Genomic DNA, 23,375 nt, shown 5'->3' on the forward strand with positions numbered 1-23,375 from the left:
ACGTCACCGAACGTCCGCAGACCGAGCTGCACACGGCGATCATCGAGCGGCTGGGGCGGAGCCGGACGCTGATCGTCCTCGACAACTGCGAGCACCTGCTGGACGCGGTCGCCGGGTTCGCCGACCGCCCGGCCCGAGCAGCGTCACCAGCCGAGATCGACCGGCCGCCGCCTCGATCTCCGCCAGCTCCTCGCCCCGCCCGATGAACGAGGTGCGCGCCGCGGGCAGCCCGGCGACCGTCCCGGCCTCCTCGCCGCGCTCGCCCCGCTGCCGCTCCGACGCGAGTATCGCCAGCTCACGCCGGTTGGTCACCCCGTACTTCCGCAGCAGGGACGACACGTGGCTCTCGACCGTCCGCACCGAGATGTGCAGGCGGCTCGCGATCTGCGTGTTCGTCAGATGCCGTCCGACCGCGTCCAGCACCTCGGCCTCGCGCTCGGACACCTCGACGGGCGACATTCACCCATAATCCCGGAAAACACAGGAGCTTCTGAAGCGGGGCGGACAAATGGCGACAACTCGGTGGATACTGGCCCAGTGCGCCAAGCTTTCGTCCACGACGCGGTGGTGAGCATGGAAGCGGACGGTGATGTGCGAGCTCCAGGAGCAGCCATTACCGTCGCGCTCTGCGGGCACTGGGAGCACGAGCCGCCGTGCCCGCTGGCGCCCCACCACACCACCGCAGCACGCTCCGGCGACGAGGTACGGCTACGGGTGCTCTTCGCTGCCGAACCCGCGGCCGAGGCCGAAGTCCGCGGCCGGATCGAAGCGGCCCTGTCCCGGGCCGGCCTCGACGGCCCGGACGGCGTCGTCACGCGCTGGCGGTTCCGCGGCGCACGGCCCGGCCTCGTCCGGAGCGACGAGGCCGGACATGCCGAACGACTCGTTCAGACCTGAACCCCCCGCTCATCCAGCGTGCGATCACGCGGCCGGGGGCGCCTCGCGGGCCACGGCCCGCCCGGATGGCATGGACGCGCCCACCTGCCCGTGATACAGACCAGATATGGGGCCGCCTTACCCGTTCAACACCGAGATCTACGTCCTCGCGGACGCACGGACTCCGGAGCTGGCGGAGCTGGCCGCCCGCCTGCGGAGCGGGTGGCCGGGGGATGCTCGGGCCAGCGCTCCCGCCGACCGGCCCACCGCCGAAGCCGCGATCATCGGCCTGTACCGCTTGATCGGCGCGGCGGAGCCACGGCTGGTCTGGATCGACTCGCCCGCGGCCGCCGGCCCGCCAGACGATGATCTCTGCCCGACCGCCGAAGATGCGATCGCGGAAGCACACGGTGGCCCCTCGCCAGGGGCCTGGCTGCTGCCCGAACTCGCAGGCAGGCCCCCGGAGCTCAGGGGCGGGGAGGCGGGCCTCCCCAGACGGCGTTGGTGGCGGGCCAAGGCCCGTCGCCGGAAGGTGTGGGAGCAGCGGCTGACCCTCTGGAAGGACCTCGTCGGCTCCTGCGGCGGCTGGTGGCCGTTCGAGCGGGTGTGCGTGGTGTCGGAGCGGCCGATCGAAGTGCACTTCGCGCCCTGGAGCGAACACGGTCAGGCGGACGAGCGGCTGCACCGCCGTGACGGCCCGGCGATGCGCTACCGCGACGGCTGGTGCCTGTACGCCCTGCACGGATCGGTGGTCCCGGAGGAGATCGTCAAAGGCGACCGCACCGGGACTCCCCTACCGCCCGGGCAGCACTCCGATCTCGCCGAACTGATCGAGACGAACGACGCCACGGCCATCGCCCGCCTCGTCGGCGGGGACTTCCGCGGGGCAGACCTCCGCGGCGTCAGGTTTCCCCCGCGCACCGACCTCACCCGCGCCGACCTCAGCGGCGCCGATCTGCGCCACGCGGACCTGTCCGGGGCGGACTCCATGGGCGACGGCCTGTATGGGGATTTCACCGAAGCCAAGCTCGTCGGAGCCGATCTGCGCGGCGCCGAACTCGGCATCGTCGCCGACTTCAGCAGGGCCGACCTGAGCGACGCCAATCTCGCCGGACTGAACCTCGGCGGCGCGCCCGAGTGCGGCTTCTCGCAGTTCACCAACGCGACGCTCGTACGCACGATCTTCACCGGGAGCCGTCTCCTGGGTGCGGGCTTCACCGGCGCGGATCTGACCGGCGCGGATTTCACGAGGGCCACGTTCTGGATCGGCATGAAGCATTCCTCAACCGCCGAGGAGGTGTCCCTGGCGACGTCCCTCTTCGGCCGAGCCACCTGGGACAGCACCACGACATGGCCCAACGACCGCCTGGCCGAGGTGTTCAGGCAGGCGTCCGACCCGGTCACCGACGACACGTTCCGCGTGCGCGCAAAACCGCCGCGTCCCCGCATCGACCCGCACCCACCGGCAAGCGCCTCAACGAAGCCGGAAAACGTCGCTCAAGGTGACGTCTTCTTCGATTTCTAGTGTTCCGCGCCTGCGGCCTTGTCCCAGGTCAGCGAGTACCGGCCGAGCAGATGACGGCGATAGCGCATGCCGGGCAGAAGCCGCCGCGCCGCGTCCCGCACCTGCCCGTAGCTCATCAGCGGGGCCGCGACCGGCATCCCGTCGGGCCCGCTCGCACGGCGCAGCACCTTCGTGATGCGTACCGCAGGAGCGGCGGCGATCTTCGCGGCCCACTCGGCCGGGGACGCTTCCCGGGCCAGGCCGACCACCACGAGCGTCCCGCCGGGACGCAGCAGCCCGCGCATCCGGGTCAGCGCCGCCTCGAAGTCCATGTGATGGATCGCCGACACCGAGCAGATGAAGTCGAAGCCCGCCGCAGGCAGATCGGCGGTGAGGAAGTCGCCCTCGACAAAGCTGAGCCCCCGCGCCCCGGCACCAAGCTCCCGAGCACGGACGACCATCTCCGATGAGCTGTCGATGCCGGTCACCCGCCCGACCCGGCCGAGCAGTTTCCGCGCGAGCAGCCCGTCTCCGCACCCGACGTCCAGCGCCGCCCCGCACCCCTCAGGAACGGCACGAAGAATCCCCGCATGCCGAGCGACATTGGTATTCCAATACGACTCCGAACCCGCCTCAAGCACCAGATCATCCTAAGAAGCCTGCGCGGCAGGAGTGTCAGGCGTCTCGGACGAACTCGTAGGTGAGGAGGACCAGTCCGTCACCGACGGTCTTGGCGCCGGCGAAGCGCATGGGCTTCGTGTGTTCGGCCTCGCCGAAGAGGCGCTCGCCGGCCCCGACCACGACCGGGAAGACGACCACCCGTACCTCGTCGACGAGGTCGTGGTCGACCAGCGTGCGCGCGAGCCGATAGCTGGCCGGGACGACGATTTCTCCGTCCAGTTCCCGCTGCAGCTTCGAGACCTCGCTCACCACGTCGCCGCTGAGAACCGTCGTGTTGTTCCAGTCCGGTTCTTCGAGCGTCGAGGACACCACGTATTTGGGCATGCTGTTCAACCTGTCGGCGAGTTCGCCGCTGCGGGGCCGCCACCGCGCACCGAAGAACTCGTAGCTTCGCCGTCCCAGGAGCCATGCCTCGGCCCGTAGCGCCTCCTGGAGCGCGACCTTGTTCCATGCCTGAAGGTCCTCACCCCCGAACTGGCCGAACCAGCCGCCCCGCTCGAAGCCCTCCGCACCGTCGGGGTCTTGGACGACCCCGTCCAGCGAGACGTTCTGCGGGCCGCTGAGCACGATCTTGCCCATTTGCGATCCTCCTTCGTATCGGCGCTGTTCGCCGGTCACCCGTACAGGCGCCGCGGTGGCGAGAAATCGGGCGCCCGCCGACCGCCCAGTTCGTTCATCGGCCGGCGCCTGTACAAGGGTGGACGTGCGGCAGGCTGTGGGAAGAAGGGGGAGGGTGCGAGTGGCGGCAGCCGATCTGATCGCGCAGGCGCGAGCCGGTGACGGTGCGGCGTTCGGGGAGTTGACCGAGCCGTACCTTCGAGAACTGCGGGTGCACTGCTACCGGATGCTCGGATCCTTCGAGGACGCCGAGGACGCTCTGCAGAACACGTTGCTGACCGCCTGGCAAAGCCTCGGCGGGTACGAAGGACGGGCCTCGCTGCGCACCTGGCTGTACCGGATCGCCACCCACCGGTGTCTGGACGCCCGCCGCGCGGCCGGCCGGCGTCCGGCCAAGGATTGGGACGTGCCCGGAGTCGAACCGCCCGAGCCGACCCGCCTCGGCGAGGTCGTCTGGCTGCAGCCGTTCCCGGACGCCGTCCTGGAGGGCGCGCCCCAGGTGTCGCTCGGACCCGAGGCCCGCTACGAGCAGACCGAGGCCATCTCCCTGGCCTTCGTCACCGCCCTGCAGGCTCTGCCGCCCCGCCAGGTCGCCGTCCTGGTCTTGCGCGACGTCCTGGGATTCCACGCCCGTGAGGTGGCCGACATGCTGGAGTCGACCGTCGAATCGGTCAACAGCGCCCTGAAGCGAGCGCGCGCCGGCGTCCAGCGCCATCGACCGGCGACCGCCGACCAGCAGCCGCCTCCGCCCACCGCCGGGTCCCCGGCCGAGGACGCGCTCGTGGCAAGGTTCGTCCGCGCGTGGGAGTCCGCCGACATCGATGCGCTGGTGGCCTTGCTGACCGACGACGTCTTGGCGTCGATGCCGCCGATGCCCTTCGAGTACCAGGGCCGGGACGTCGTGGCCCGCTTCTGCGCCGCCCTGTTCGGCGCCGGACGCAGGTTCGACCTCGTCCCGGCGCGAGCCAACGGCCAACCGGCATTCGGAGCCTACCTGCGTGCCCCCAACGGCGTCAGCCACGGGACCGGCCTCTACGTCCTCACGCTCACCGGCGACCGGATCCGCGCCCTGACCCGATTCGACAACACCGTCCTCCCCTGGTTCGACCTCCCCCGATCACTCCCCAGCCGCTAGCCACCTGTCCAGCGCGACCGTGTCGTGGACGCTCTGCGGGTTGATCAGGCAGGGGGCGGCGCGTTGCGTTCGGCCGGGGTCGGCAGCGGGTCACCAGCGGGCGATGAGCGGGCTGTCCTGTTCGCGCCGCAGAGGCCTCGGTGGTCGAGATGTTTCCACGACGCTGTTGTCGCGGACGATCAAGGCCGAGACCTTGATGTTCGCCACATAGATGAACCCCGGCCTCAGCCGGGGCTCGAAGGGAAGCTTGGGGAGTCAGCGGGGAAGCTCGTCCCGCTTCACGCGGTCGATGAGGGTGGCGAAGGCTCCGGGGGTGAGGGTGAGGTGGCCGCTTTCGAGATCCTTGCTGTCTCTGACAGCAACGCCGTTGGCAATGTGAGCCAATTCGACGCAATGACCTCCAGTCTCATCGCTGTGACTGGACTTCCGCCAAATGTTCATTTCATCAGCCCTAGCATGTGCTCGATCAGCGTACGTGACTGCTCCTCTGGGAGCGCGTGCGCCCCAATGCGGTCGTAGCTTACGCTGAACTCACGTATTTCGGGCGGACGGTCCACCAGCCTCCCCATACGGCCCGACTCCAGATAAGCGACCTCGGCGTTCCGCGTGGCCATCAGGACCAGCGAGCCACTCACTCCCGGCCAGCCCGCCGCTACGGGATAAACCCGCACGCTGACGTGATCGAGCTCCGAGACACGGAGCACATGTTCGAGTTGTCCACGCATCACGTCTACGCCGCCCACCTGCCACCACAGCACCGGCTGCGCGAGGACGACCCACAGTTGGGGCGGGTTGGATTCGTAGAGCCGCTTCTGCCGCGTCATGCGGTCTCTGACGGCACTGTCGATGTCGTCCACCACTCCGCCTCGCCGGAACAGTGCACGGGCGTAGTCATCTGTTTGCAACAGCCCCGGTATCACGTCGGAGCTGTAGTTCCTGATGGACGCCGCGGTGCGCTCGTAGTCCAGGAAGGCGCCGACGCGGGGGCGGTCGTGGCCGTCCTTGGCGTGTTCGGCCAGGCTCGTGAGCAGGTTGGCGGTGTCCCACGCCTCGTCCAGCGGCGCGAGGTTCGCCTGGGTGGGACGCCTGCGACCTGCCTCCCAGTTGGAAACATGTGAGCGCGACGCGTTCGCCACGTCGCCCACCTGCTGACACGTCCACCCGTGGTTCAGGCGCTGAAGCCGCAGCTGAACGGCCACGAGGTCCCACAAGGACGAGCGCGGATCCAACGAGTCGTGACTTTCCATCGCCGTTCTCCCAAGATCCTTTGTTTTCTGCGCCATTGAAAGTGTGGCCAAAGTAACTCGGCGACAGGACGCTTGTCTCGTGAATTCGAGGACGGAAGGAGGAAAACGTGGGGATCAATGCGCTTAATTCGGGCGAACTGGATATGTCGCTTCTGGCGGCGTGTACTGCGCCGGGGATGATGCGGGCGCTGATGGAGTTGCGGCTGCGGGAGTGGGGTATGGCCGGGAACGCGGACGACCTTTATCTGGTCGCCAGTGAATTGATCACCAATGCGGTGCGGAGCACGCCCGATCTGGAGATTCGGGTGCGGCTCGTCCGGGAGATCGGGGCCGTCGTACTGGGCGTCTGGGACTCGTCGGACGCGATGCCGGCGGTCGGGCCGCTCGTGGAATTGTCGCTGGACGACATCGTCCCCGACGCGCGGGCCTTGGACGCCGGGCACGACGCGGGAACGGGCGGGCGCGGGCTGCCGATCGTCCAGGCCCTGTCGATGGAGTGCAGCGTGACCAAGACCGAGCCGTACGGCAAATGGGTCTGGGCGAAGGTGGCCGTCTGATGGAGCGCTTTCTTCTCCGGTGGCGGACGCATAGGGATCGCCCGAACACGGTACGGCTTCTCGAAGTGCTCGCCGTCGCGGCGAAGGCGCACGGATGGCGCTGCGTGAAGCTCTACGAGCGCGAGCAGTTTCCACTGCCGGTGCCGCTGCTGTGGATTTACGCGAGCGGAGTCGCCGAGGACGTCGGCGTGCTGGTGAGCGTCCGCGCCATTCCCGGCGGCGGGTGGGCCTATTACCAGGCGCAGCGCGGGCGGTTCGGTTACCTCTTCCCCTGCGGGGACGTGAAGGCGGCGGCAGAGCAGGTCGACCTGCTGCTGAAGCACCGCATGTTCCCCGCGACCTGGTAGTCAGGGACGCCAGGCGGCGACGACGTCGTGGGGTGTCCAGGCGAGGTCGATCGGGTCGGTGGCCTCGATTCCGGAAAGGGAGACGACCGCGAGTCCGGTCGTCGCGGGATCGAGGCCGGGGACCTGGGTGGCGGAGCGGCGGAGGTCGGCGAGGTCGTGGGCGTCGAACGGCGTGTTGTGCCATTTGATCGAACCGGCGAAGTAGACGCGGTTCGCGATGGGGGCCCGGTCGGCGCCCACGAGGTCGATTTCCGGGTTGAACTGGCGGTTCCACCAGCCGCCGACGCTCTCGACGTCCGGCCAGGGCAGTTCCGACAGTTCCAGGGCCTGGCGGATAAGGGGCTCTACGGCGCGTCCGCGCCATGACGGCCAGCGGCGCTGGATGACGCGGAAGCCCGCTTCGGGACGGCCCCGTCGCGCCTGTTCGTGCGCGGCGCGGAGGGCTTTCAGGTAGAGACGCAGATTGCTGTCGGAGATCCGGTAGAGGGCGGGCTTTCCCGGTTTCGTGGAAAGGGGTTCCTCGACGGCCAGGACGTCCTTCTCGACGGTGAGGCGGCGCAGGAGCGGCGAGAGGGTTCCGGACGGGAGGGCTCCGTCTCGGTTTCCGGCGGTTGCGGCGATGTTCGCATGGGTTCGGTCACCGGCGCCTATGGCTTCCAGGACGCGACGGGAGACGTCTGGGTTGGGGAATTCGGCCAGCAGCGACGCCTCCGGGACATTGAACAGCGCGGCGGCCGGGTCGGCGCACTCGGCTTCCATGAATTCGAGTGCGGGCGTTCCGTGCGGCCAGGTGCGGATGATGCCGGGCAGGCCGCCGGAAACAAGGTGCGCGTCGATGGCGTCCGCCCCGTCCAGTCCGAGGGCCTCGCCCGTGTCGGCCGGGTTCAGCGGGCCGAGTACGAGGTTGTCGGCGCGTCCATAGAAGGGGCGGTCGTAGGCGGTGAGCCTTTCCATCATGTGGACGTCGCTGCCCAGGAGCAGGAGAAGGACGGGCTTGGACGCCAGCAGCCGGTCCCATCCCGTTTGCAGCGTGCCGTCGAAAAGGGGGTCTTGCTCGGCCAGCCATGGCATCTCGTCCAGGACGACGATTGACGGCCTGCCGGGGAGAGCGGAGGCGAGAATGCGGAACGCGTCGGGCCAACTGCCGTTGTCGAGGCGCGGGACGAGTTCGGGGTCGTCCGGCAGCGCCGACTCTTTGAGGTCGCGAAGGAACGCGGACACGGCCTCGATGGGCGAGGCGCCCTTGGTGGCCGTGGAGAAGACGTAGGGCACGGCCGACCGGTCGCAGAATTCCTGGACGAGCCGCGATTTGCCGACCTGGCGGCGCCCGCGCAGGGCGACGGCCGTCCCCGCGCCCGTGGCGGCGACCCGTTCGAGCCGCTTGGCGAGGAGCGCCAGCTCGGTCTTCCTGCCGATGAACATCCTGGCTCCGAACTATGTAGATCCAATCTACGTAGATTCAGTCTACCTAGCTCGCGGCTACAAGAAGCGGCGTGACCGCTCAGCGGGACGGGACACCGGGGCAAACTAGAACACGTACTAGTCTCCGACGGGCCGTCACGACCCCGGGAGGCTCCGATGAACGCCGATCTGTCCCTGGCGGGCCGCACCGCCGTCGTCACCGGCGCGGGCGCCGGGCTGGGCCGGGCCGAGGCGCTCGCGCTGGCCGCGAACGGCGCGAACGTCGTGGTCAACGACATGGGACCGGCCGCGGACGACGTCGTCGCGGAGATCACCAAGGCGGGCGGGCAGGCCGTCGCGGTGACCGGGGACGTCGGCGACTGGTCGATGGGCGGCACGCTGGTGTCGGCCGCCGTCGGCACGTTCGGGTCGCTGGACATCGTGGTCAACAACGCGGGTGTGCTGCGCGACAAGATGCTGTTCAACCTGTCCGAATCCGATTGGGACGACGTCGTCCACGTCCACCTGAAGGGGCATGCGGCCGTGTCGCGCGCCGCCGCCGCGCACTGGCGCGCCGCGAGCAAGGCGACCGGCGGCCCGGTGTACGGGCGGGTGATCAACACGGCGTCGGAGGCGTTCCTGTTCGGGCCCGCCGGGCAGCCGAACTACTCGGCGGCGAAGGCGGGGATCGTGGCGCTGACGCTGTCGACGTCCGCCGGGCTGGCCCGGTACGGGGTCCGCGCCAACGCGATCTGCCCGCGCGCCCGGACCGCGATGACGGAGGCGTCGTTCGGCGTGGGCACCTCCCCCGGCGGGCTGGACGTGATGGCGCCCGAGCGGGTCGGGACGTTCGTGAGCTATCTGGCGTCCCCCGCGTCCGAGCGGATCAGCCAGCGGAGCGCTTCGGCGATCACCTCGGCGTCGGCGTGGCCGTTCAGCGGCATCGGGACGGCGCCGTTCATGGCCTTGAGCATGCGCTCGTCCTCGAACAGCGGCGCGGTCATCGGTGTCCGGACGACGCCCGGCGCGATCGCGTTCAGCGGGATGCCCGCGCCCGCCCAGCCGGGGGTGACACACGCGCGGCGCAGCCATTGGGCGAGCGCCGACTTCGACGACGGGTACAGCGTGTGCCCGGCGCCCGCCTCGACGGCCCTGGCGGCCGCTTCGAGCGCGGCGGGTTCGTCGCCGTCCAGGCAGGCGCGGACGACGGCGTCGTCCACCGGGTGGTGCGTCCCGGAGATCGAGCCGACGGCGGCGGCGCGACGATGGTGCGTGCCATCGTTCCTCCTAGGCACGCCTCTGCGGGGCGTTGGAGCGGGGCGCGAGGATGAGCTTGCAGGCCAGGCGGATGTCACTTTCGACATCGGCCATGGACGCGCGGCCGTTCAGGCTCGACTGCAACACCCCGTACCAGCACTGCATCAGCAGCCGGACGAGCGTGACGTCGTGCACGGTCGGGTCTTCGATACCGACGGTCCGCAGCAGGATCTCGCGGAAGGTGTTGTCGATGTGGACGGTGTCGGCGACCGTCGCGACATGGGCGGTGTTGGACGCGTGCAGCATCGACGTCGACAGGACCGGCTGCGCCATCAGATAGCGGCTGGCCTGCACCAGCAGGTCGGCGACGGCGTCCTCGGGGCTGCTGCCGGGCGCGGGCGGGTGGACCTGCTCGCGGAGCCGGTCGACCTGCGCCGCCATGACCGCCGTGAACAGGTGGACCTTCGACGGGAAGTACCGGTACAGGGTGCCGATCGCGACCCCGGCCTCCTTCGCCACCTCGTGCATCTGGACGCGTTCGAGCGACTTCTCCGCCCCGATGCGCGCCGCCGCGCGGAGGATGCGCCGCCGGCGGTCGTGCTGCTCGGGTGAGCTCGGCTCGGCGGACAGCCTCGCCGACGCGATCCTCGCCACGGTCCTCCCCCACGCTCCATCCCGGTGCTGACAAGGAACAATATCCGCAGCGCCGGCACCCCCGGCGACCACCGATACCGGTCAGTGGGACGCCCGCCCCGCCCCACCGCGCCTTCAGGGTTTCGCTCGGCGAACACGCGAAAGGGCCCCCTGCCGATCCGACCGTCAGGTCGGAGCTGTGGCAGGAGGCCCTTCCGGTGCGAAGTAGGCGCCTTGCTCAGCGGACCACACGCTCGTCCGGCTTCCTTACCCTTCTCGCCGCGGACGCGTCCTCGGTCAGACGAGGTTGTCTTCTACCTTGAGGCCGAAGACGCCGCGGCCGTACATGGAGAGGGCGTGGTCGACGTCGTTGGCGACGTGGACGCTGCCAGCGTGGGCGTCGCGCCAGGCGCGCTCGATGACGTTGCCCCGGTGCAGGGAGTTGCCGCCCGCCGTCTTGAACAGGATGTCGATCGCCTGGATGGCGCGTTCGGTGCCGCGGACCTGGTCGCGGCGGGCCCGCAGGCGGAGCTCCATCGGGATTCTTTCGGTGCGGACGGCGTAGTCGTGGATCTCGCGGACGTTCCGGTCGGTCTGGAGGATGGCGGCGTCGATCTCGGACGCGGCGCGGGCGACGGCCACCTGGGCGAACTCGTCCTCGACGAAGCGGCCGCCGCCGAGGCTGAGGCGGATCCGGTCCCGCATCCTGGCGACGTACAGGTCGTGGCAGCCCGCGGCCATGCCGATCACGCTGGCGGCGACCGTGCTGGTGAAGATGGTCCCGAACGGCATCCGGTAGAGGGGGCCGGTGTTGACCTTGCGGCCCGGGTTGCGGAGCTGGGCCTGCTCGAAGTTGCGCATGGCGCGGTGGGACGGGACGAACGCCCGCTCCACGACGATGTCGTCGCTGGCGGTGCCGCGCAGGCCCATCGAGTCCCAGACCTCGCGGATCTGGTAGTCCGTCCGCGGGACCAGGACGGTCATGAAGTCGACCGGACGTCCCTCGGCGCCGACGACCAGCGCGCCGAGGAGGGCCCAGTCGGCGAACTCGCAGCCGGACGAGAACGACCAGCGGCCCGTCACCTCGAAGCCGCCGTCGACGGGGGTGAGGCGCCCGATCGGGGCGTAGGACGAGGCGATCAGTGTGTCCGGGCCTGCCTTCCGCGGGGGGACGGCCCCCCGCTCGGAGCCCCAGACCTCCCGCTGGGCCTCGTCCGCGAACAGGCCGAGGTGCCAGGAGTGGACGCCGAGGACCGCGGCGACCCAGCCCGTGGAGCCGCAGGCGCCGGAGATCGCCCGGATGACCTCGTAGAAGGCGACGGGATCGTCCTCGGCGCCGCCGTAGCGGGTGGGCTGCAGCATCCGGAACACGCCGGCGGTGGTCAGGTCGCGGACGGTCTCGGCGGGGATGCGCCCCTTCTCGTCCACGGACCTGGCCCGCTCGGAGATCTCCGGCAGCAGCCCCCGCACCGACTCCAGGACCTCGTTCCTCATCCCCGCTCCTCGTCTTCTCGCCAAAGCCGTTGAAGGACACCATGTCAGGGTGCCGCCACGGGCGGGAACGTCCCGGCCAGCGGGACTCGCCGGACCGGCCCGCGGCCCGCGGCCTACTGTTCGAATCACCCCATCCGTCGCCGAAGGGATGATCCACGTGACCGCAGCCGAGTCGGACGCCGTCCGAGCCATCGAGGCGGAGGCCATCTCCTCCCGGTTCGCCCGGGGATGGCACTGCCTCGGACCGGCCGGGACGTTCAAGGACGGCAAGCCCCACACGGTCAACGCCTTCGGCCAGAAACTCGTGGTGTTCACCGGGGAGGACGGCAAGACCAACGTGCTGGACGGCTACTGCCGGCACATGGGCGGCGACCTCTCGCAGGGCACCGTGAAGGGGAACGAGATCGCGTGCCCGTTCCACGACTGGCGGTGGGGCGGCGACGGGCGCTGCAAGAAGATCCCGTACTCGCGGCGCGTGCCGCTGCGGGCGCGGACGGCGGCGTGGCCGACGATGGAGCAGGACAGGCTGCTGTTCGTGTGGAACGACCCCGAGGGGAGCAAACCCCCGGCGGACGTGACGATCCCCGTCATCGAGGGCGCGAGCCGCGACGACTGGACCGATTGGCGGTGGACGGAGACGGTCGTCCACACCAACTGCCGCGAGGTCATCGACAACGTCGTCGACATGGCGCATTTCTTCTACATCCACAACTCGTTCCCGACGTACTTCAAGAACGTCTTCGAGGGGCATGTCGCCACGCAGATCATGAAGGGGAAGAGCCGTCCGGACGCGCGGCGCGAGGGCGGCGGCGAGGGGCCGCGGATGCTCGGCAACAGCTCCGTCGCGTCCTACCACGGGCCGTCCTTCATGATCGACGAGCTGACGTACCACTACGAGGGCTTCGACCTGCGGTCCGTCCTGATCAACTCCCATTACCCGATCGACCAGAACTCGTTCTCGCTGCATTCGGGGATCATCGTCCAGCACAGCGACGAGCTGCCGCCGGAGGCCGCGGAGGCGACCGCGGAGAAGCTGTCGTCGTTCATCCTCGCCGGGTTCGAGCAGGACATCGAGATCTGGCGGAACAAGACCCGCATCGACAACCCGCTGCTGTGCGAGGAGGACGGCCCCGTCTACCAGCTGCGCCGCTGGTACGAGCAGTTCTACGTGGACGTCGCCGACATCAGGCCCGAGATGACCGACCGGTTCGAGTTCGAGATCGACACGACCCGTCCCGTCGAGTCGTGGCAGAAGGAGGTCGAGGAGAACCTCGCGCGGCGCGAGGGGGCCTCGGCGTGACGGCGCGGCAGGACGAGCGGCTGCTGGACGGCCCGCTGCTGCCCGTCCGGTGCCGCCGCTGCGCCGCGGAGGTGCTGGTGCGCAAGGCGAGCTGGGAGCAGACGAGCATCCAGTGGAACGCGGCCGCGCGGGCCTCGTGCGTGAGCCTGGGCGACGACCCGTCCGGCACCTGCCCGGCGCTGCGGTCCGCCATCCAGGAGGCGGCGCTGACCGGCGCCCTCAGGGTGGCCGGATGATCGACCGCCGCTCCCGAAGCCGTCGTGACCGGTTGACCTCAGGTTTGGTTGAGGTCATAGCGTCCTTCCCGATCGGTCGATGAGCGATGTGGGAGGACGATCATGCGAGTTGCGGGATTCACCGAGCCCGGCGGGCCGGAGGTCTTGACGATCCTGGACGTTCCCGTGCCTGCGGCCGGGCCGGGCGAGGTGCGGGTCCGGGTGCGGACGGCCGGGGTGCAGCCGTACGACCTGGCCGTCCGGGAGGGCTGGTCGCCGCCGGGGACGCCGGAGGGCTTCCCGCGCGTGCCGGGCAACGAGTTCGCGGGTGCGGTCGATCAGGTCGGTGACGGCGTCACCGTGGTCGAGGTGGGTGACGAGGTGATCGGGAACTGCCGCCTCAACGCCTACGCCGAGTACGTCGTCGTCCCGGCGGCGGCGCTGGCGGCCAAGCCCGCGAGCATGCCGTGGGACGTGGCGGGCGGCTTCCCGGCCGCGGTGATGACCCCGCACATCGCGCTTGAGGAGATGGCGGTCGGGCCGGGCGACACGCTGCTGGTGCACGCGGCGGCGGGCGCGGTCGGGACGGTCGCCGTCCAGCTCGGCCGCATCGCCGGGGCCACCGTGATCGGCACGGCGAGCGAAGGCAACCACGAGTACCTGCGGTCGCTCGGCGCGATCCCGGTCGCCTACGGGGACGGGCTGGAGGAGCGGGTCAGGGCCGCCGCGCCGGACGGCGTCGACGCCGCGCTCGACGGTGCCGGGGGCGACGCCCTGGCCGTCTCGCTCAAGCTCGTCAAGGACAAGGACCGCATCATCACGATGGTCGAGCACGGGCGGGCGGCGGAGCTCGGCGTCCGGATCACGCCCGACAAGCGGTCGGCGTCCCGGGTCGCCGAGGCGGCCCGCTTCTACGACGAGGGACGGCTGAAGATCCACGTCCGGGGCGTCTTCCCGCTGGAGCGGGCGGCGGACGCGCACCGCGAGGTCGCCACCGGCCACGGCCGCGGCAAGGTCGTCCTGACGGTCACCTGATCGCGGCGGTCCCGGCATGGCGGCCGGCGCGGCGGCCGAAGAAGGTGCCGTCGCCCAGGGACGTGCCGCTGACGTAGCCCTCGCCGTGCATGCCGGACGCGGCGCGTCCCGCCGCGTACAGGCCGGGCACCGGGACGCCGGAGTGGTTCAGGACCTCACCGTCCACGGTGGTGTGCAGCCCGCCGAGAGTGAATCCGGCCGCGCCCGTCGCGGAGCCCGTCCCGCCGCCGAAGAATCCGGCGCGCGGGTCGATCGCCGCGAACGGCGGTTTCAGGGGGCGCAGCCATTTCGGGTCCTTGTGGAAGTACGGGTCCTCGCCGTTGGCGGCGTGCCGGTTGTACGTCTCGACCGTCGACTCCAGGGAGCCTGCGGGCATGCCCAACGACTCCTCCAGTTCGGCGAGCGTTTCGGTGACGTGCTTAGGGCGCAGGCCCCAGCGGTCGGGTTCGGGGACGTCCTCGAACCCCTCCTCGTCGATGATCGTCCAGTAGGGGCCGGGCTGGTGCTTGACGGCGTGGACGCTCCAGTGGCCCGGGTACACGTCCTCGTTGAGGAAGCGGCGGCCGAGACCGTCCACGAGCATCCCCCGGCACACCATCGCGGGCAGGGCGGTGAGCGCGATCTCCACCACCGACATGCGGCGGGTGGCGGCGCCGATCGCGGTGGCCATCCGGATGCCGGAGCCGTCGTCCAGGCCGTCGCTGACCTTGCCGTGCCCGAGCAGCAGCGGCGCGTGGTCGGCGAGCATCTCGTCGTTGTCGACGAACCCGCCGGTCGTGAGGATCACGGCTCTGCGGGCGCGGTAGGTGACCGTGTTGCCGTACTTGCGGGCGACGGCGCCGGTGACGCGTCCGGTGGCGTCCAGGACGAGGTTCGTCGCGAGGGTGTCGGTGTGCGTGACGGCGCCCGCCGCCGTCGCGGCGGCCGACAGCCGCTCCATGAGGACGCCGCCGCCGAACCCGCCCGCCGCCGGGCGGTGCCCGCGCGGGACGGGGCGGGAGATCGTGTTGTACGGCCAGGCGTTCTCCCCCAGCCACATCAGCCCGTCCTCGGACATCGGCATCCAGGTGGGCGCGTCGTAGAACGTCGGGTTGAACGGCACGCCGCGCTCGCGGAACCACTCGAAGTGCTCGACGCTCCCGTCGCAGTACAGCCGCAGCTTCGCGGTGTCGGCGTTCGGGCCGAGCGCCGCCTCCAGGTAGGCGTACATGGCGCCGGGGTCGTCGTCGAAGCCGCACGCCTTCTGGATCTCGGTGCCGCCGCCCAGGTACAGCTCGCCGCCCGACTGCGCGGACGTGCCGCCCGGCCCGCTCGCCCGTTCCAGGACGACGACGTCCGCGCCCGACCGCGCCGCCTCGAACGCCGCCGCCGCGCCCGCGCATCCGAACCCGACGACGAGCACGCCGCACTCGTGGTCGAAGGCGCCGATGCCGCTCGCCGCGAACGGCTCGACCGAAGGCCGGGAGGTCACGCCGTCACTTCCCGCGCGGGACGAACGCGGCCAGCGGTTCCGAGCCTGACCAGTCGTGGCCCCAGTAGCTGTCCTTGGTGATCTCTTCGGCGGTGTAGGACGTCTCGTCCACGAGCAGGCCCTCGCAGCCGTACTCGATGTCCCAGCCGCCGGGCGCCCGCACGTAGAACGAGACCATCCTGTCGTTGGTGTGGCGGCCGAGCGTCGAGGAGATCGAGAAGCCCTGCGCGGTGACGGCGTCGAGCGCGGTGCCGACCGCGTCCAGCGTGTCGACCTCCACCATCAGGTGGACGAGCCCCGGGTCGCCGTCGTGCGGGGCCGGGCAGATCGCGAGGCTGTGGTGCCGCTGGTTGACGCCCATGAACCGGATCCGGACCTTGCCGCCGCCGACCTTCATCGCGCCGCGCGGCAGGAAGCCGAGCACCTCGTTGTAGAACGCCACGGTCGCGGCGAAGTTCGGGGTGGGCAGTACGACGTGGCCCATGCCCATCGCGCCGGTGACGAACTTCTGCGCGAAGCCGGTGCGCAGCGGGCTGTGGTCGAGCACCGGTCCGAAGAACACCTCGACGGGGGTGCCGCCGGGGTCGGTGAACGCGATGACCTCTTCGGCGTCGCGCTCCGCCGCCTCCTCCGGCGTCAGCGCCGTCACCGCCGTCCCGGCCTTCTCGACGGCCTCCCGGACGGCGGCCAGCGCGTACTGGTCGCGGACCTCCCAGCCCACGGCGAGCACCCGGTCACCGTCGCCGGGCAGCACGGCGAGGCGCGCCCGGCGCTCGTCCATGCGCAGGTACAGGCCGTCCGGGTCGGGGCCGCTGCCCTCGGCGAATCCGAGCCCGCCGAGCGCGAACTCGCGCCAGCGCTCGATGTGGCGGGTCTGGACCTTCAGGTATCCCAGACCTCGGATATGCGTCATCGTCGTCGGTCCCTTCTTCGGCTTTCGGGTCAGATCATCGAGCGCATGGGGCCCTGCGGCGGTTCGATGTCCAGGTCGGTGAGGGCGGAGACGTGGTAGACGGCCCCGGGGACGTGGATCGCGTGGGCGAGGCCGACGTGCGCGTCCCGCCAGAACCGCTGGATCGGGTTGTCGCTGCGCATCGCGTTCCCGCCCGACCGGGCGACGATCTCGTCCATCGCCCGCACCGCCCGCCACGCCGCGCGGACCTGCGTGCGGCGGCCCGTGGCGCGCTCGGCGAACGTCGGCTCGTGACCGGCGGCGACCTGGTCGTAGACGCGCGAGCAGTTGTCGAGGAGCGCCGTCCGGGACGCCTTGATCTCCTCCGCGGCCTCGCTGATCGCGTACAGCACGTACGGGTCGTCCTTGATCTTCGTGCCGGTGATCTGGACGCGGTCGCGCTGGTAGGCGAGGTGATGGTGCAGCGCGCCCTCCGCGATGCCGATGACGGCGGCCGTGATCCCGAGCGGGAACACGCACGAGAACGGCATCAGGTAGGACGGGTTCGCCAGCCCGGCGTCGCGGGCCGCGGAGCCGTCCACGACCTTGGTGTATTCGAGCGTCCGGTAGGCGGGGACGAAGGCGTCCCTGACGATGATGTCCTTGCTGCCGGTGCCCTTCAGCCCGGCGACGTCCCACGAGTCCTCGACGATCTCGTAGTCGGAGCGCGGCAGGATGAGGTGCAGCGAGCGGGGCGGCCGCGCGACCTTGCCGTCCGCGTCGCCGAGCATCCCGCCGAGGAAGATCCAGTCGCAGTGGTCGGTGCCGGACGAGAACTGCCAGCGCCCGCTGAACACGTAGCCGCCGTCGACCGGGCGGGCCACGCCCATCGGGGCGTACGGCGAGGCGATCCACACGTCCGGGCCGCCGGACCAGATCTCCTCGCGGACCCTCGGGTCGGCGTACGCCATCTCCCACGGGTGGACGCCGACGATCCCGGCGACCCAGCCGGTGGAGCCGTCGAGGGCGGAGACGCCCATCACGGTCTCGGCGAACTCGCGGGGGTGGACCTCCAGGCCGCCATGCGCCTCCGGCTGCAGCAGGCGGATGACGCCGGTCTCGCGGAGCGCCCGCGCGGCCTCGTCGTCCAGCCGGCCGAGTGCCTCGTTGACGGGGCCGAGCCCGCGGATCCGCTCCGCCCGTTCCATGATCGCGTCCAGCGCCCGTGCTGCCATCGCCTGTCTCCCGTGGTGTGTCGTCAGCCGTCGTAGGTGATCTTCAGCCGGTCGGTGACCGGCCTCGCCTGACAGGCGAGGATGAGGCCGTCGGCGAGGTCCTGTGCGTCGAGGACCGCGTTGGCGTCCAGGGTGACCTCGCCCTCCAGCGCCACGCAGGCGCACGCCGAGCAGTTCCCCTCCCGGCAGGAGAACGGGGCGTCCACCCCGGCGCGCAGCAGGGCGTCCAGGAGCCGCTCGGACTTGGGCCAGGGCACCGTCCGCGTCTCGCCGTCCATCTCGACCTCGATCTCACCGATCTCCCCGCCGGGCGCGGGCTCGCCGGGCGCCTCGGGGTCCTCGAACGGGTCGTTCTCCAGGGAGAAGAAGCGCTCGACGTGCACCCGCATGCCCAGGCCGGTGAACGTGTCCGTGACCAGGTCCATGAAGACCTCGGGGCCGCACACGAACGCCTGCCGTCGCGTGTAGGGGCGAGCCAGGGACCGGACGGTGGCGGGCGTCGGCAGCCCCTGCACCGACTCCAGGAGATGGACGACCGTCAGCCGGTCGGGGTGCTCCTCGGTAAGGGCGCGTAGCTCGTCGGCGAAGATGACGGATCGTTCGTCGCGGTTGGCGTAGAGGAGGGCGACCTTTCCCCTCCCGCCCGCCAGGCACGACTTCAGGATCGACATGACCGGGGTGATGCCGCTGCCGCCCGCGACGAGCAGCAGGTCGTCGTCCAGCGACGACGGGGTGAACGTGCCCGCCGGGCGCAGCACCTCCAGCACGTCGCCCGCCGTGACGTTGTCGCAGATCCAGTTGGACCCGAGACCGCCCTCGACCCGCTTCACCGTCACCTTCAGCCGGTCGTCGGTGAGCGGCGAGCTGCACAGCGAATAGCAGCGCGCCGCCCAGCCGTCCTCGGCCGGGACCCTGACGGTGAGGAACTGCCCGGGACGATAGGAGAACCGGTCCCGGTCGCCCTCGGCCGGTTCGAGGACGAGCGAGTGCGCCTCCGCCGTCTCGTGGACGACGTCGACCACCCGCGCCTTGAGTCCCGTCATCGCGGCCCCGCCGCGGCGGCGTGGCGCGCCGCGATGTAGCCGAACACGATGGACGGGCCGATCGTCGCGCCCGGCCCCGCGTACTCGTTGCCCATCACCGACGCCGACGAGTTCCCCGTCACGTACAGGCCCTCGATGACCGTCCCGTCCTCGCGCAGGACGCGGGCGTGCTCGTCCGACACGAGGCCGCCCTTGGTGCCGAGGTCCCCGACCTCCAGCCTGAACGCGTAGTACGGCGCCGTGTCCAGGACGTCCAGGTTCGGGTTCTTCAGGTTGGGGTCGCCGTAGTAGCGGTCGTAGGCGGAGTCGCCGCGGCCGAAGTCGGGGTCCCTGCCCGCGCGGGCGTACCCGTTGAACGTCCGGACCGTCTCGATCAGCGCCGCCGCCGGGACGCCGATCTTCCCCGCCAGCTCCGCGAGCGACTCCGCCCTGACCGCGATGCCCGCGTCGTGGAACGCCTTCGGGACCGGGGCGCCGGGCAGGATCTGCGCGAACGGGTAGCGGGCGCGGGCCCTGGCGTCCATCACGAACCACGCCGGGACGTGCCCGCCCGCGAGCTGGTCGTGGACGAAGTTGACGTACGGCGCCGCCTCGTTGGTGAAGCGCGTCCCGTCCTGCGACACGATGACCTGCCGGGGAATGGCGCGCTCGGACACCAGCGGGATCGTCGCCCCGGCCGGGTGCCGGACGGCGGGCATCCACCAGGCGTCGTCCATCAGGTCCAGCGCCGCGCCGAGGCTCTCGCCAGCACGGATGCCGTCGCCGGTGTTCTCGCGGGCGCCCATCGCGAAGTCCGCCTGGCCGCCCTTGGGGAGATAGTGGTCGCGCATCTCCTGGTTGTGGTCGAAACCGCCCGTCGCGAGGAGGACGCCCTTCCGGCCGCGAATGCGCATCGCCGTGCCATCGCGTCCGGCGGCGACGATCCCGGTGACGCGGCCGCCCGCCGCCTCGTCGGTGACGAGTCCGGTCATGGTCGTCTTCAGCCAGAGCGGGATCCCGGCGTCCTTGAGCGCCATCCGCATCCGGGCGACGAGCGCCCGCCCGCCGGTCGCCATGTGGCGGCGGCGGACCACGTTGGACGACACGCGCCACGCCGCCACCAGCGACGCCCGCCGCCCCGCCCAGGTGCGCTTGGCCATCGCGAGGTCGTGGTAGTCCTTGCTGGTGATCCAGAGGCCGAGCGGGCCCTTCATGCCGTTCGGCCGCTGGTGCCGCTCGTCCTCGCCGAGCTTGCGGGTGTCGAACGGCCTGGCCTCGATGGACCGGCCCAGCGGACGTCCGCCGTCCAGCTCCGGGTGGTAGTCGGCGTAGCCCTTCGTCCAGAAGAACCGCATCCATCTGCTCTTGCAGAGCAGCTCCATCGCCGCCGGGCCGTGGTCGACGAACGCGTCGAGCCGCGCGGCCGGGACGCGTCCCTCGGTGAGGAGGTCCAGGTAGCGGCGGATCGACTCGCGGCTGTCGTCGTGGCCGCGCGCCCTCAGCACCGGGTTGTTCGGGATCCAGATCCCGCCGCCGGAGATGCCGGTCGAGCCGCCGAACTTCGAGCCCTTCTCCACGACCAGCACGCTCATCCCCGCGTCGTGGGCGGTCAGCGCGGCCGCCATCCCGCCACCGCCGCTGCCGACGACGACCAGGTCGAACTCGTGGTCCCACGCAAGCATCATTCGTGGTCCTTCATGGTCAAGAACGCCAGGACGGCGCTCTCCCACGCGGACTTCTGCTCGATCATGACCCAGTGCCCGCAGTTCGGGAAGACGGTGACCTGGACGTCGGGGATCGTCCGCATCGGCAGGAGGGCCATGTCGACGGGGCTGACGCGGTCGTCCCGGCCCCACGTGATCAGCGTCTTGGCCTTGAGCCGGTGGAGCATCGCCCAGTACGGCGGCTCGTCCGACCGGGCCATCGCCTTCGCGCGGGCCGCCATCGCCTTGGACCCGTACATGCGGCGGGCACTGGCGAGCGTGCCGGGGTCGGTGGCCTGCCGCCAGCGCTCCTCGATCATCTCCTCGGTGACGAGGCCCGGGTCGTACACCATCGAGTGCAGCCACCGGACCAGGCGCTCGCGGGACGGATCGTCGGTGAACTCCATCAGGAGCCTGATGCCCTCGCCGGGCCCCGGGCTGAAGACGTTCCGCCCGATGCCGCCGATCGTGACGAGGCGTCGCACCCGCTCCGGATGGCTCAGCGCGACCTGCGTGCCGACGATGCCGCCCATCGAGTTGCCGATCACGTCGACCTGGGCGAGGTTCAGGCCGTCCAGGAACCGGACGGCGGCGCCCCCGGCGGCCGTCATCGGGTGCTCGCCGGTCGGGTCGCTGACGCCGAAGCCCGGGAACTCCAGGACCAGGCACCGGAAGTGCCCGGCGAACCGGGCGAGGTTGCCGCGGAAGTTCCGCCACCCGGTGACGCCGGGGCCCGAGCCGTGCAGCATCAGCAGCGGCGGGCCCTCGCCGGCCTCGTGGTAGCGCAGGACGCCCTGGTCGGTGGCGAGCTCGCGCAGCGTCGACTCGTAGGTCAACTCCGTGGGCATGATCTCTCAGTCCTCCGAGGGTGGCTTGCCCGGAACGTAATCCGCCCGGCCGCGCGGCCGTCCCGCCGATCCCGATCAGCGGGACGCGCCGCGCCCCTGGAGCGCCGGTCCGCGCCCGCTTCCACTCATCGGGATCTCCGGGCACCCCTTGACCAATGCCGCTTCAGCATCACTTGTTAGAAATGAAGTGATGCCGCTATGAGCCCCCGAGGTGAACAGATGCCAGCCGAGCCAGCGCTCAGCGAAGACTCCGGAGCCGGGTCCGGGACCGCCCCGGACCCGGCGGACTTCCGGACGGCCATGGCGGAGTTCGCCACCGGCGTCACCGTGGTCACGGCCCTCGACCGTGGCGAGCCGGTCGGGTTCGCGTGCCAGTCGTTCGCGTCGGTGTCGCTGGAGCCCCCGCTGATCCTGTTCTGCGCGGACCGCCGCGGCCGTTCGTGGCCGCGGATCAGGGCGGCGGGACGGTTCTGCGTGAACGTGCTGGCCGAGGAGCAGCGGGAGCTGTGCGAGCGGTTCGGGTCGAGCCGGGGCGCGAAGTTCGAGGGCCTGGAATGGGACGTGTCACCCTGGGGCACCCCCTCGCTGCGGGACGTCCTGCTCTGCGTGCACGCCGCCGTCCACGACGTGCACGAGGCCGGCGACCACGAGATCGTGGTCGGGCGGGTGCTCGGCATCGAACGGCACGACGTCCGGGACGGCGCCTGGCGGCGTCCCATGGTGTTCTTCCGCAGCCGGTTCGGCATCAACGAACCCGACGCGCCCATCGCCCCCGACCCGTGGGGCATCGGCGACCGGTGGGGCTGGGGCTGACAGCCACCGGCCGGGGTCTCACATCCAGTCGCCTCGTCCGTCCACGGCGAGGAGGCGGTTCATCGTCTCCGGTGACCAGGTCGGCTCCCGGGCCGTCCCGCTCCGCCGGGGGGGGGCCCGCCCGCCGCTCCGGACCCCGGGGGCCGAGCCGGGGAACAGGATCCGCGACGCCTCCCGGGCCGCCGTGACCACCAGCGGCGCGACGTTCTCCAGCGGCGCGCGGATGTCCCCGGCCAGGGAGATCCCGGCGACGGGCCCCTCGGCGCCGCGGATCGCGGCCGCGACGCACGCGATGCCGGGGTGGGACTCGCCGCGCTCGAACGCCAGGCCGCGGCGCTGCCGGACCCGGTGCAGCTCCTGGTGGAGGGTGCCGAGCTCGCCGATGGTCCGGTCGGTGAACCGGGTGATCCCGGGGCCGAGCAGCGCGTCCACCTGCTCGGGTTCCAGCCATGCCAGCATCGCCTTGCCGAGCGCGGTGCAGTGCGCGGGTGCGCGCCCGCCGACCCGGGACGGCACCGACGCGGCGAGCCGCCCGCCGAGCTTGTCCAGGTAGTGGACCTCGGGGCCGTCCAGGACGGCGAGGTGCGCGACGAGACCGGTGGTGACCTGCAGCCCGTGCAGCAGCGGCGCCGCCGCCTCACGGATCTTGCCGTGCCCGCCGTCCTGCCCGCCGAGGCCGAGGGCGCGGCGGCCGAGGCCGTAGCCGAACGCGTGGTGCGCGAGCCAGCGCTGCCGGACGAGCTGGTCCAGGATCCGGTGCGCGGTGGACCGCGGCAGCCCGGTGCGGCGCGCCACGTCCTCCAGGGTCAGCCGGGCGGACGGGCCGCTGAAGGCGTCCAGGATCAGCGTCATCCGCTCGATCATGGACGGCGGCGACTCCCGCCGCGCCGCCGGATCCGCCGCCTCCACCGTCATGACCTCGGTCATCGCACCTCCCGGAGCGAGACTGAAATGAATTCTTGTTATGTGGAATCTAGCAATCGCTTGGTCTCTTGAAAAGAGGACGCGTAAGGCAAGCTCAGCAGGAACTGTGAGGCGTCACCCGGCACCTGATCCGTTCCCGATCGCGTGATAGAACGTTTTTCTACGAC

Annotated in this window: 25 protein-coding genes and 1 pseudogene; 10 read left to right on the forward strand and 16 right to left on the reverse strand. The window is 70.9% G+C overall.

Going from position 1 to position 23,375, the window contains the following annotated elements; translation table 11 throughout:
* Positions 1 to 39 precede the first annotated feature (39 nt).
* Positions 40 to 459, reverse strand: coding sequence for a response regulator transcription factor (locus ETD83_RS44335; protein WP_138644967.1), 420 nt, complete (start codon positions 457 to 459; stop codon positions 40 to 42).
* A gap of 78 nt (positions 460 to 537) precedes the next feature.
* Here ETD83_RS44335 and ETD83_RS10945 point away from each other — a divergent pair, with 78 nt between their 5' ends.
* Together ETD83_RS10945 and ETD83_RS42400 are read left to right on the forward strand one after the other, a co-directional pair.
* On the forward strand, positions 538 to 897 hold the full coding sequence (locus ETD83_RS10945) for a hypothetical protein (RefSeq protein ID WP_138644968.1): 360 nt from the start codon (positions 538 to 540) through the stop codon (positions 895 to 897).
* 106 nt (positions 898 to 1,003) lie between these two features.
* Positions 1,004 to 2,401 carry a pentapeptide repeat-containing protein gene (locus ETD83_RS42400; protein WP_171064139.1) on the forward strand — a complete coding sequence of 466 codons (1,398 nt, stop codon included), beginning with the start codon at positions 1,004 to 1,006 and terminating at the stop codon, positions 2,399 to 2,401.
* Here the strand turns inward: ETD83_RS42400 and ETD83_RS10955 are convergent.
* Positions 2,398 to 3,021 (reverse strand): class I SAM-dependent methyltransferase, encoded by a 624-nt coding sequence (locus tag ETD83_RS10955; protein ID WP_138644969.1) that lies wholly within the window; start codon positions 3,019 to 3,021, stop codon positions 2,398 to 2,400. The genes ETD83_RS42400 and ETD83_RS10955 overlap by 4 nt on opposite strands.
* 34 nt (positions 3,022 to 3,055) lie before the next feature.
* The gene (locus ETD83_RS10960) at positions 3,056 to 3,640 is read right to left on the reverse strand and encodes a dihydrofolate reductase family protein (RefSeq protein ID WP_138644970.1); all 585 of its coding nucleotides are present in this window, start codon (positions 3,638 to 3,640) and stop codon (positions 3,056 to 3,058) included.
* Between the two features lie 160 nt (positions 3,641 to 3,800).
* On the opposite strand from ETD83_RS10960, the gene ETD83_RS10965 reads away from it, so the two are divergent.
* A complete protein-coding gene (locus ETD83_RS10965; RefSeq protein ID WP_138644971.1) occupies positions 3,801 to 4,814 on the forward strand; it encodes a sigma-70 family RNA polymerase sigma factor in 1,014 nt (337 codons plus the stop codon).
* Between the two features lie 255 nt (positions 4,815 to 5,069).
* On the opposite strand, the gene ETD83_RS10970 is transcribed toward ETD83_RS10965, so the two are convergent.
* Positions 5,070 to 5,255: a DUF397 domain-containing protein gene (locus tag ETD83_RS10970; RefSeq protein ID WP_138644972.1), complete on the reverse strand. Its 186-nt coding sequence runs from the start codon at positions 5,253 to 5,255 to the stop codon at positions 5,070 to 5,072.
* The gene (locus tag ETD83_RS10975; protein ID WP_171064140.1) at positions 5,252 to 6,061 is read right to left on the reverse strand and encodes a helix-turn-helix domain-containing protein; all 810 of its coding nucleotides are present in this window, start codon (positions 6,059 to 6,061) and stop codon (positions 5,252 to 5,254) included. The genes ETD83_RS10970 and ETD83_RS10975 overlap by 4 nt, the downstream gene beginning before the upstream one ends.
* 107 nt (positions 6,062 to 6,168) lie before the next feature.
* Between ETD83_RS10975 and ETD83_RS10980 the strand changes: the two genes are divergently transcribed.
* The gene (locus tag ETD83_RS10980) at positions 6,169 to 6,618 is read left to right on the forward strand and encodes an ATP-binding protein (protein ID WP_138644974.1); all 450 of its coding nucleotides are present in this window, start codon (positions 6,169 to 6,171) and stop codon (positions 6,616 to 6,618) included.
* Positions 6,618 to 6,965 carry a hypothetical protein gene (locus ETD83_RS10985; RefSeq protein ID WP_138644975.1) on the forward strand — a complete coding sequence of 116 codons (348 nt, stop codon included), beginning with the start codon at positions 6,618 to 6,620 and terminating at the stop codon, positions 6,963 to 6,965. The genes ETD83_RS10980 and ETD83_RS10985 overlap by 1 nt, the downstream gene beginning before the upstream one ends.
* Here the strand turns inward: ETD83_RS10985 and ETD83_RS10990 are convergent, their stop codons facing one another.
* A complete protein-coding gene (locus tag ETD83_RS10990; RefSeq protein WP_138644976.1) occupies positions 6,966 to 8,387 on the reverse strand; it encodes an ATP-binding protein in 1,422 nt (473 codons plus the stop codon).
* Positions 8,388 to 8,543: 156 nt separating this feature from the next.
* Here ETD83_RS10990 and ETD83_RS10995 point away from each other — a divergent pair.
* Positions 8,544 to 9,194, forward strand: a pseudogene (locus ETD83_RS10995) (SDR family NAD(P)-dependent oxidoreductase); the annotation flags it as partial.
* Positions 9,195 to 9,223: 29 nt separating this feature from the next.
* On the opposite strand, the gene ETD83_RS11000 reads toward ETD83_RS10995, so the two are convergent.
* The 3 genes from ETD83_RS11000 to hsaA all read right to left on the reverse strand — a co-directional run bounded on the left by ETD83_RS11000 (position 9,224) and on the right by hsaA (position 11,750).
* Positions 9,224 to 9,661, reverse strand: coding sequence for an SDR family oxidoreductase (locus tag ETD83_RS11000; RefSeq protein WP_230420825.1), 438 nt, complete (start codon positions 9,659 to 9,661; stop codon positions 9,224 to 9,226).
* Positions 9,654 to 10,277, reverse strand: coding sequence for a TetR family transcriptional regulator (locus ETD83_RS11005; RefSeq protein WP_138644978.1), 624 nt, complete (start codon positions 10,275 to 10,277; stop codon positions 9,654 to 9,656). Before ETD83_RS11005 ends, ETD83_RS11000 begins: the two co-directional genes overlap by 8 nt.
* 276 nt (positions 10,278 to 10,553) lie before the next feature.
* On the reverse strand, positions 10,554 to 11,750 hold the full coding sequence (hsaA, locus tag ETD83_RS11010) for a 3-hydroxy-9,10-secoandrosta-1,3,5(10)-triene-9,17-dione monooxygenase oxygenase subunit (protein ID WP_138644979.1): 1,197 nt from the start codon (positions 11,748 to 11,750) through the stop codon (positions 10,554 to 10,556).
* Positions 11,751 to 11,898: 148 nt separating this feature from the next.
* Here hsaA and ETD83_RS11015 point away from each other — a divergent pair, with 148 nt between their 5' ends.
* The 3 genes from ETD83_RS11015 to ETD83_RS11025 all read left to right on the forward strand — a co-directional run bounded on the left by ETD83_RS11015 (position 11,899) and on the right by ETD83_RS11025 (position 14,300).
* On the forward strand, positions 11,899 to 13,050 hold the full coding sequence (locus ETD83_RS11015; RefSeq protein WP_138644980.1) for a Rieske 2Fe-2S domain-containing protein: 1,152 nt from the start codon (positions 11,899 to 11,901) through the stop codon (positions 13,048 to 13,050).
* Positions 13,047 to 13,286, forward strand: coding sequence for a ferredoxin (locus ETD83_RS11020; RefSeq protein ID WP_138644981.1), 240 nt, complete (start codon positions 13,047 to 13,049; stop codon positions 13,284 to 13,286). The genes ETD83_RS11015 and ETD83_RS11020 overlap by 4 nt, the downstream gene beginning before the upstream one ends.
* Positions 13,287 to 13,388: 102 nt before the next feature.
* Positions 13,389 to 14,300, forward strand: a complete 912-nt coding sequence (locus tag ETD83_RS11025; RefSeq protein WP_138644982.1) for an NADP-dependent oxidoreductase — start codon at positions 13,389 to 13,391, stop codon at positions 14,298 to 14,300.
* On the opposite strand, the gene ETD83_RS11030 is transcribed toward ETD83_RS11025, so the two are convergent.
* Genes ETD83_RS11030 through ETD83_RS11055 form a run of 6 tightly spaced genes read right to left on the reverse strand, consistent with a single transcriptional unit; the run spans position 14,293 to position 21,471 of the window.
* Complete coding sequence (locus ETD83_RS11030) at positions 14,293 to 15,771, reverse strand: FAD-dependent oxidoreductase (protein WP_138644983.1); 1,479 nt, start codon at positions 15,769 to 15,771, stop codon at positions 14,293 to 14,295. The genes ETD83_RS11025 and ETD83_RS11030 overlap by 8 nt on opposite strands.
* A 4-nt stretch (positions 15,772 to 15,775) precedes the next feature.
* The gene (locus ETD83_RS11035; RefSeq protein WP_138644984.1) at positions 15,776 to 16,684 is read right to left on the reverse strand and encodes a VOC family protein; all 909 of its coding nucleotides are present in this window, start codon (positions 16,682 to 16,684) and stop codon (positions 15,776 to 15,778) included.
* A gap of 29 nt (positions 16,685 to 16,713) precedes the next feature.
* Positions 16,714 to 17,898, reverse strand: a complete 1,185-nt coding sequence (locus ETD83_RS11040) for an acyl-CoA dehydrogenase family protein (RefSeq protein ID WP_138644985.1) — start codon at positions 17,896 to 17,898, stop codon at positions 16,714 to 16,716.
* A 23-nt stretch (positions 17,899 to 17,921) separates the two neighbouring features.
* The gene (locus ETD83_RS11045; RefSeq protein ID WP_138644986.1) at positions 17,922 to 18,941 is read right to left on the reverse strand and encodes a ferredoxin--NADP reductase; all 1,020 of its coding nucleotides are present in this window, start codon (positions 18,939 to 18,941) and stop codon (positions 17,922 to 17,924) included.
* Positions 18,938 to 20,605, reverse strand: a complete 1,668-nt coding sequence (locus ETD83_RS11050) for an FAD-binding protein (protein WP_138644987.1) — start codon at positions 20,603 to 20,605, stop codon at positions 18,938 to 18,940. The genes ETD83_RS11045 and ETD83_RS11050 overlap by 4 nt, the downstream gene beginning before the upstream one ends.
* Positions 20,602 to 21,471: an alpha/beta fold hydrolase gene (locus tag ETD83_RS11055; RefSeq protein WP_138644988.1), complete on the reverse strand. Its 870-nt coding sequence runs from the start codon at positions 21,469 to 21,471 to the stop codon at positions 20,602 to 20,604. Before ETD83_RS11055 ends, ETD83_RS11050 begins: the two co-directional genes overlap by 4 nt.
* Before the next feature lie 219 nt (positions 21,472 to 21,690).
* Between ETD83_RS11055 and ETD83_RS11060 the strand changes: the two genes are divergently transcribed.
* Positions 21,691 to 22,284 (forward strand): flavin reductase family protein, encoded by a 594-nt coding sequence (locus ETD83_RS11060; protein WP_138644989.1) that lies wholly within the window; start codon positions 21,691 to 21,693, stop codon positions 22,282 to 22,284.
* Positions 22,285 to 22,302: 18 nt separating this feature from the next.
* Here the strand turns inward: ETD83_RS11060 and ETD83_RS11065 are convergent, their stop codons facing one another.
* Positions 22,303 to 23,211 (reverse strand): IclR family transcriptional regulator, encoded by a 909-nt coding sequence (locus ETD83_RS11065; RefSeq protein ID WP_230420826.1) that lies wholly within the window; start codon positions 23,209 to 23,211, stop codon positions 22,303 to 22,305.
* Positions 23,212 to 23,375: the final 164 nt, after the last annotated feature.

It is taken from the genome of Actinomadura soli (assembly GCF_005889715.1).
GTDB lineage: Bacteria > Actinomycetota > Actinomycetes > Streptosporangiales > Streptosporangiaceae > Spirillospora > Spirillospora soli.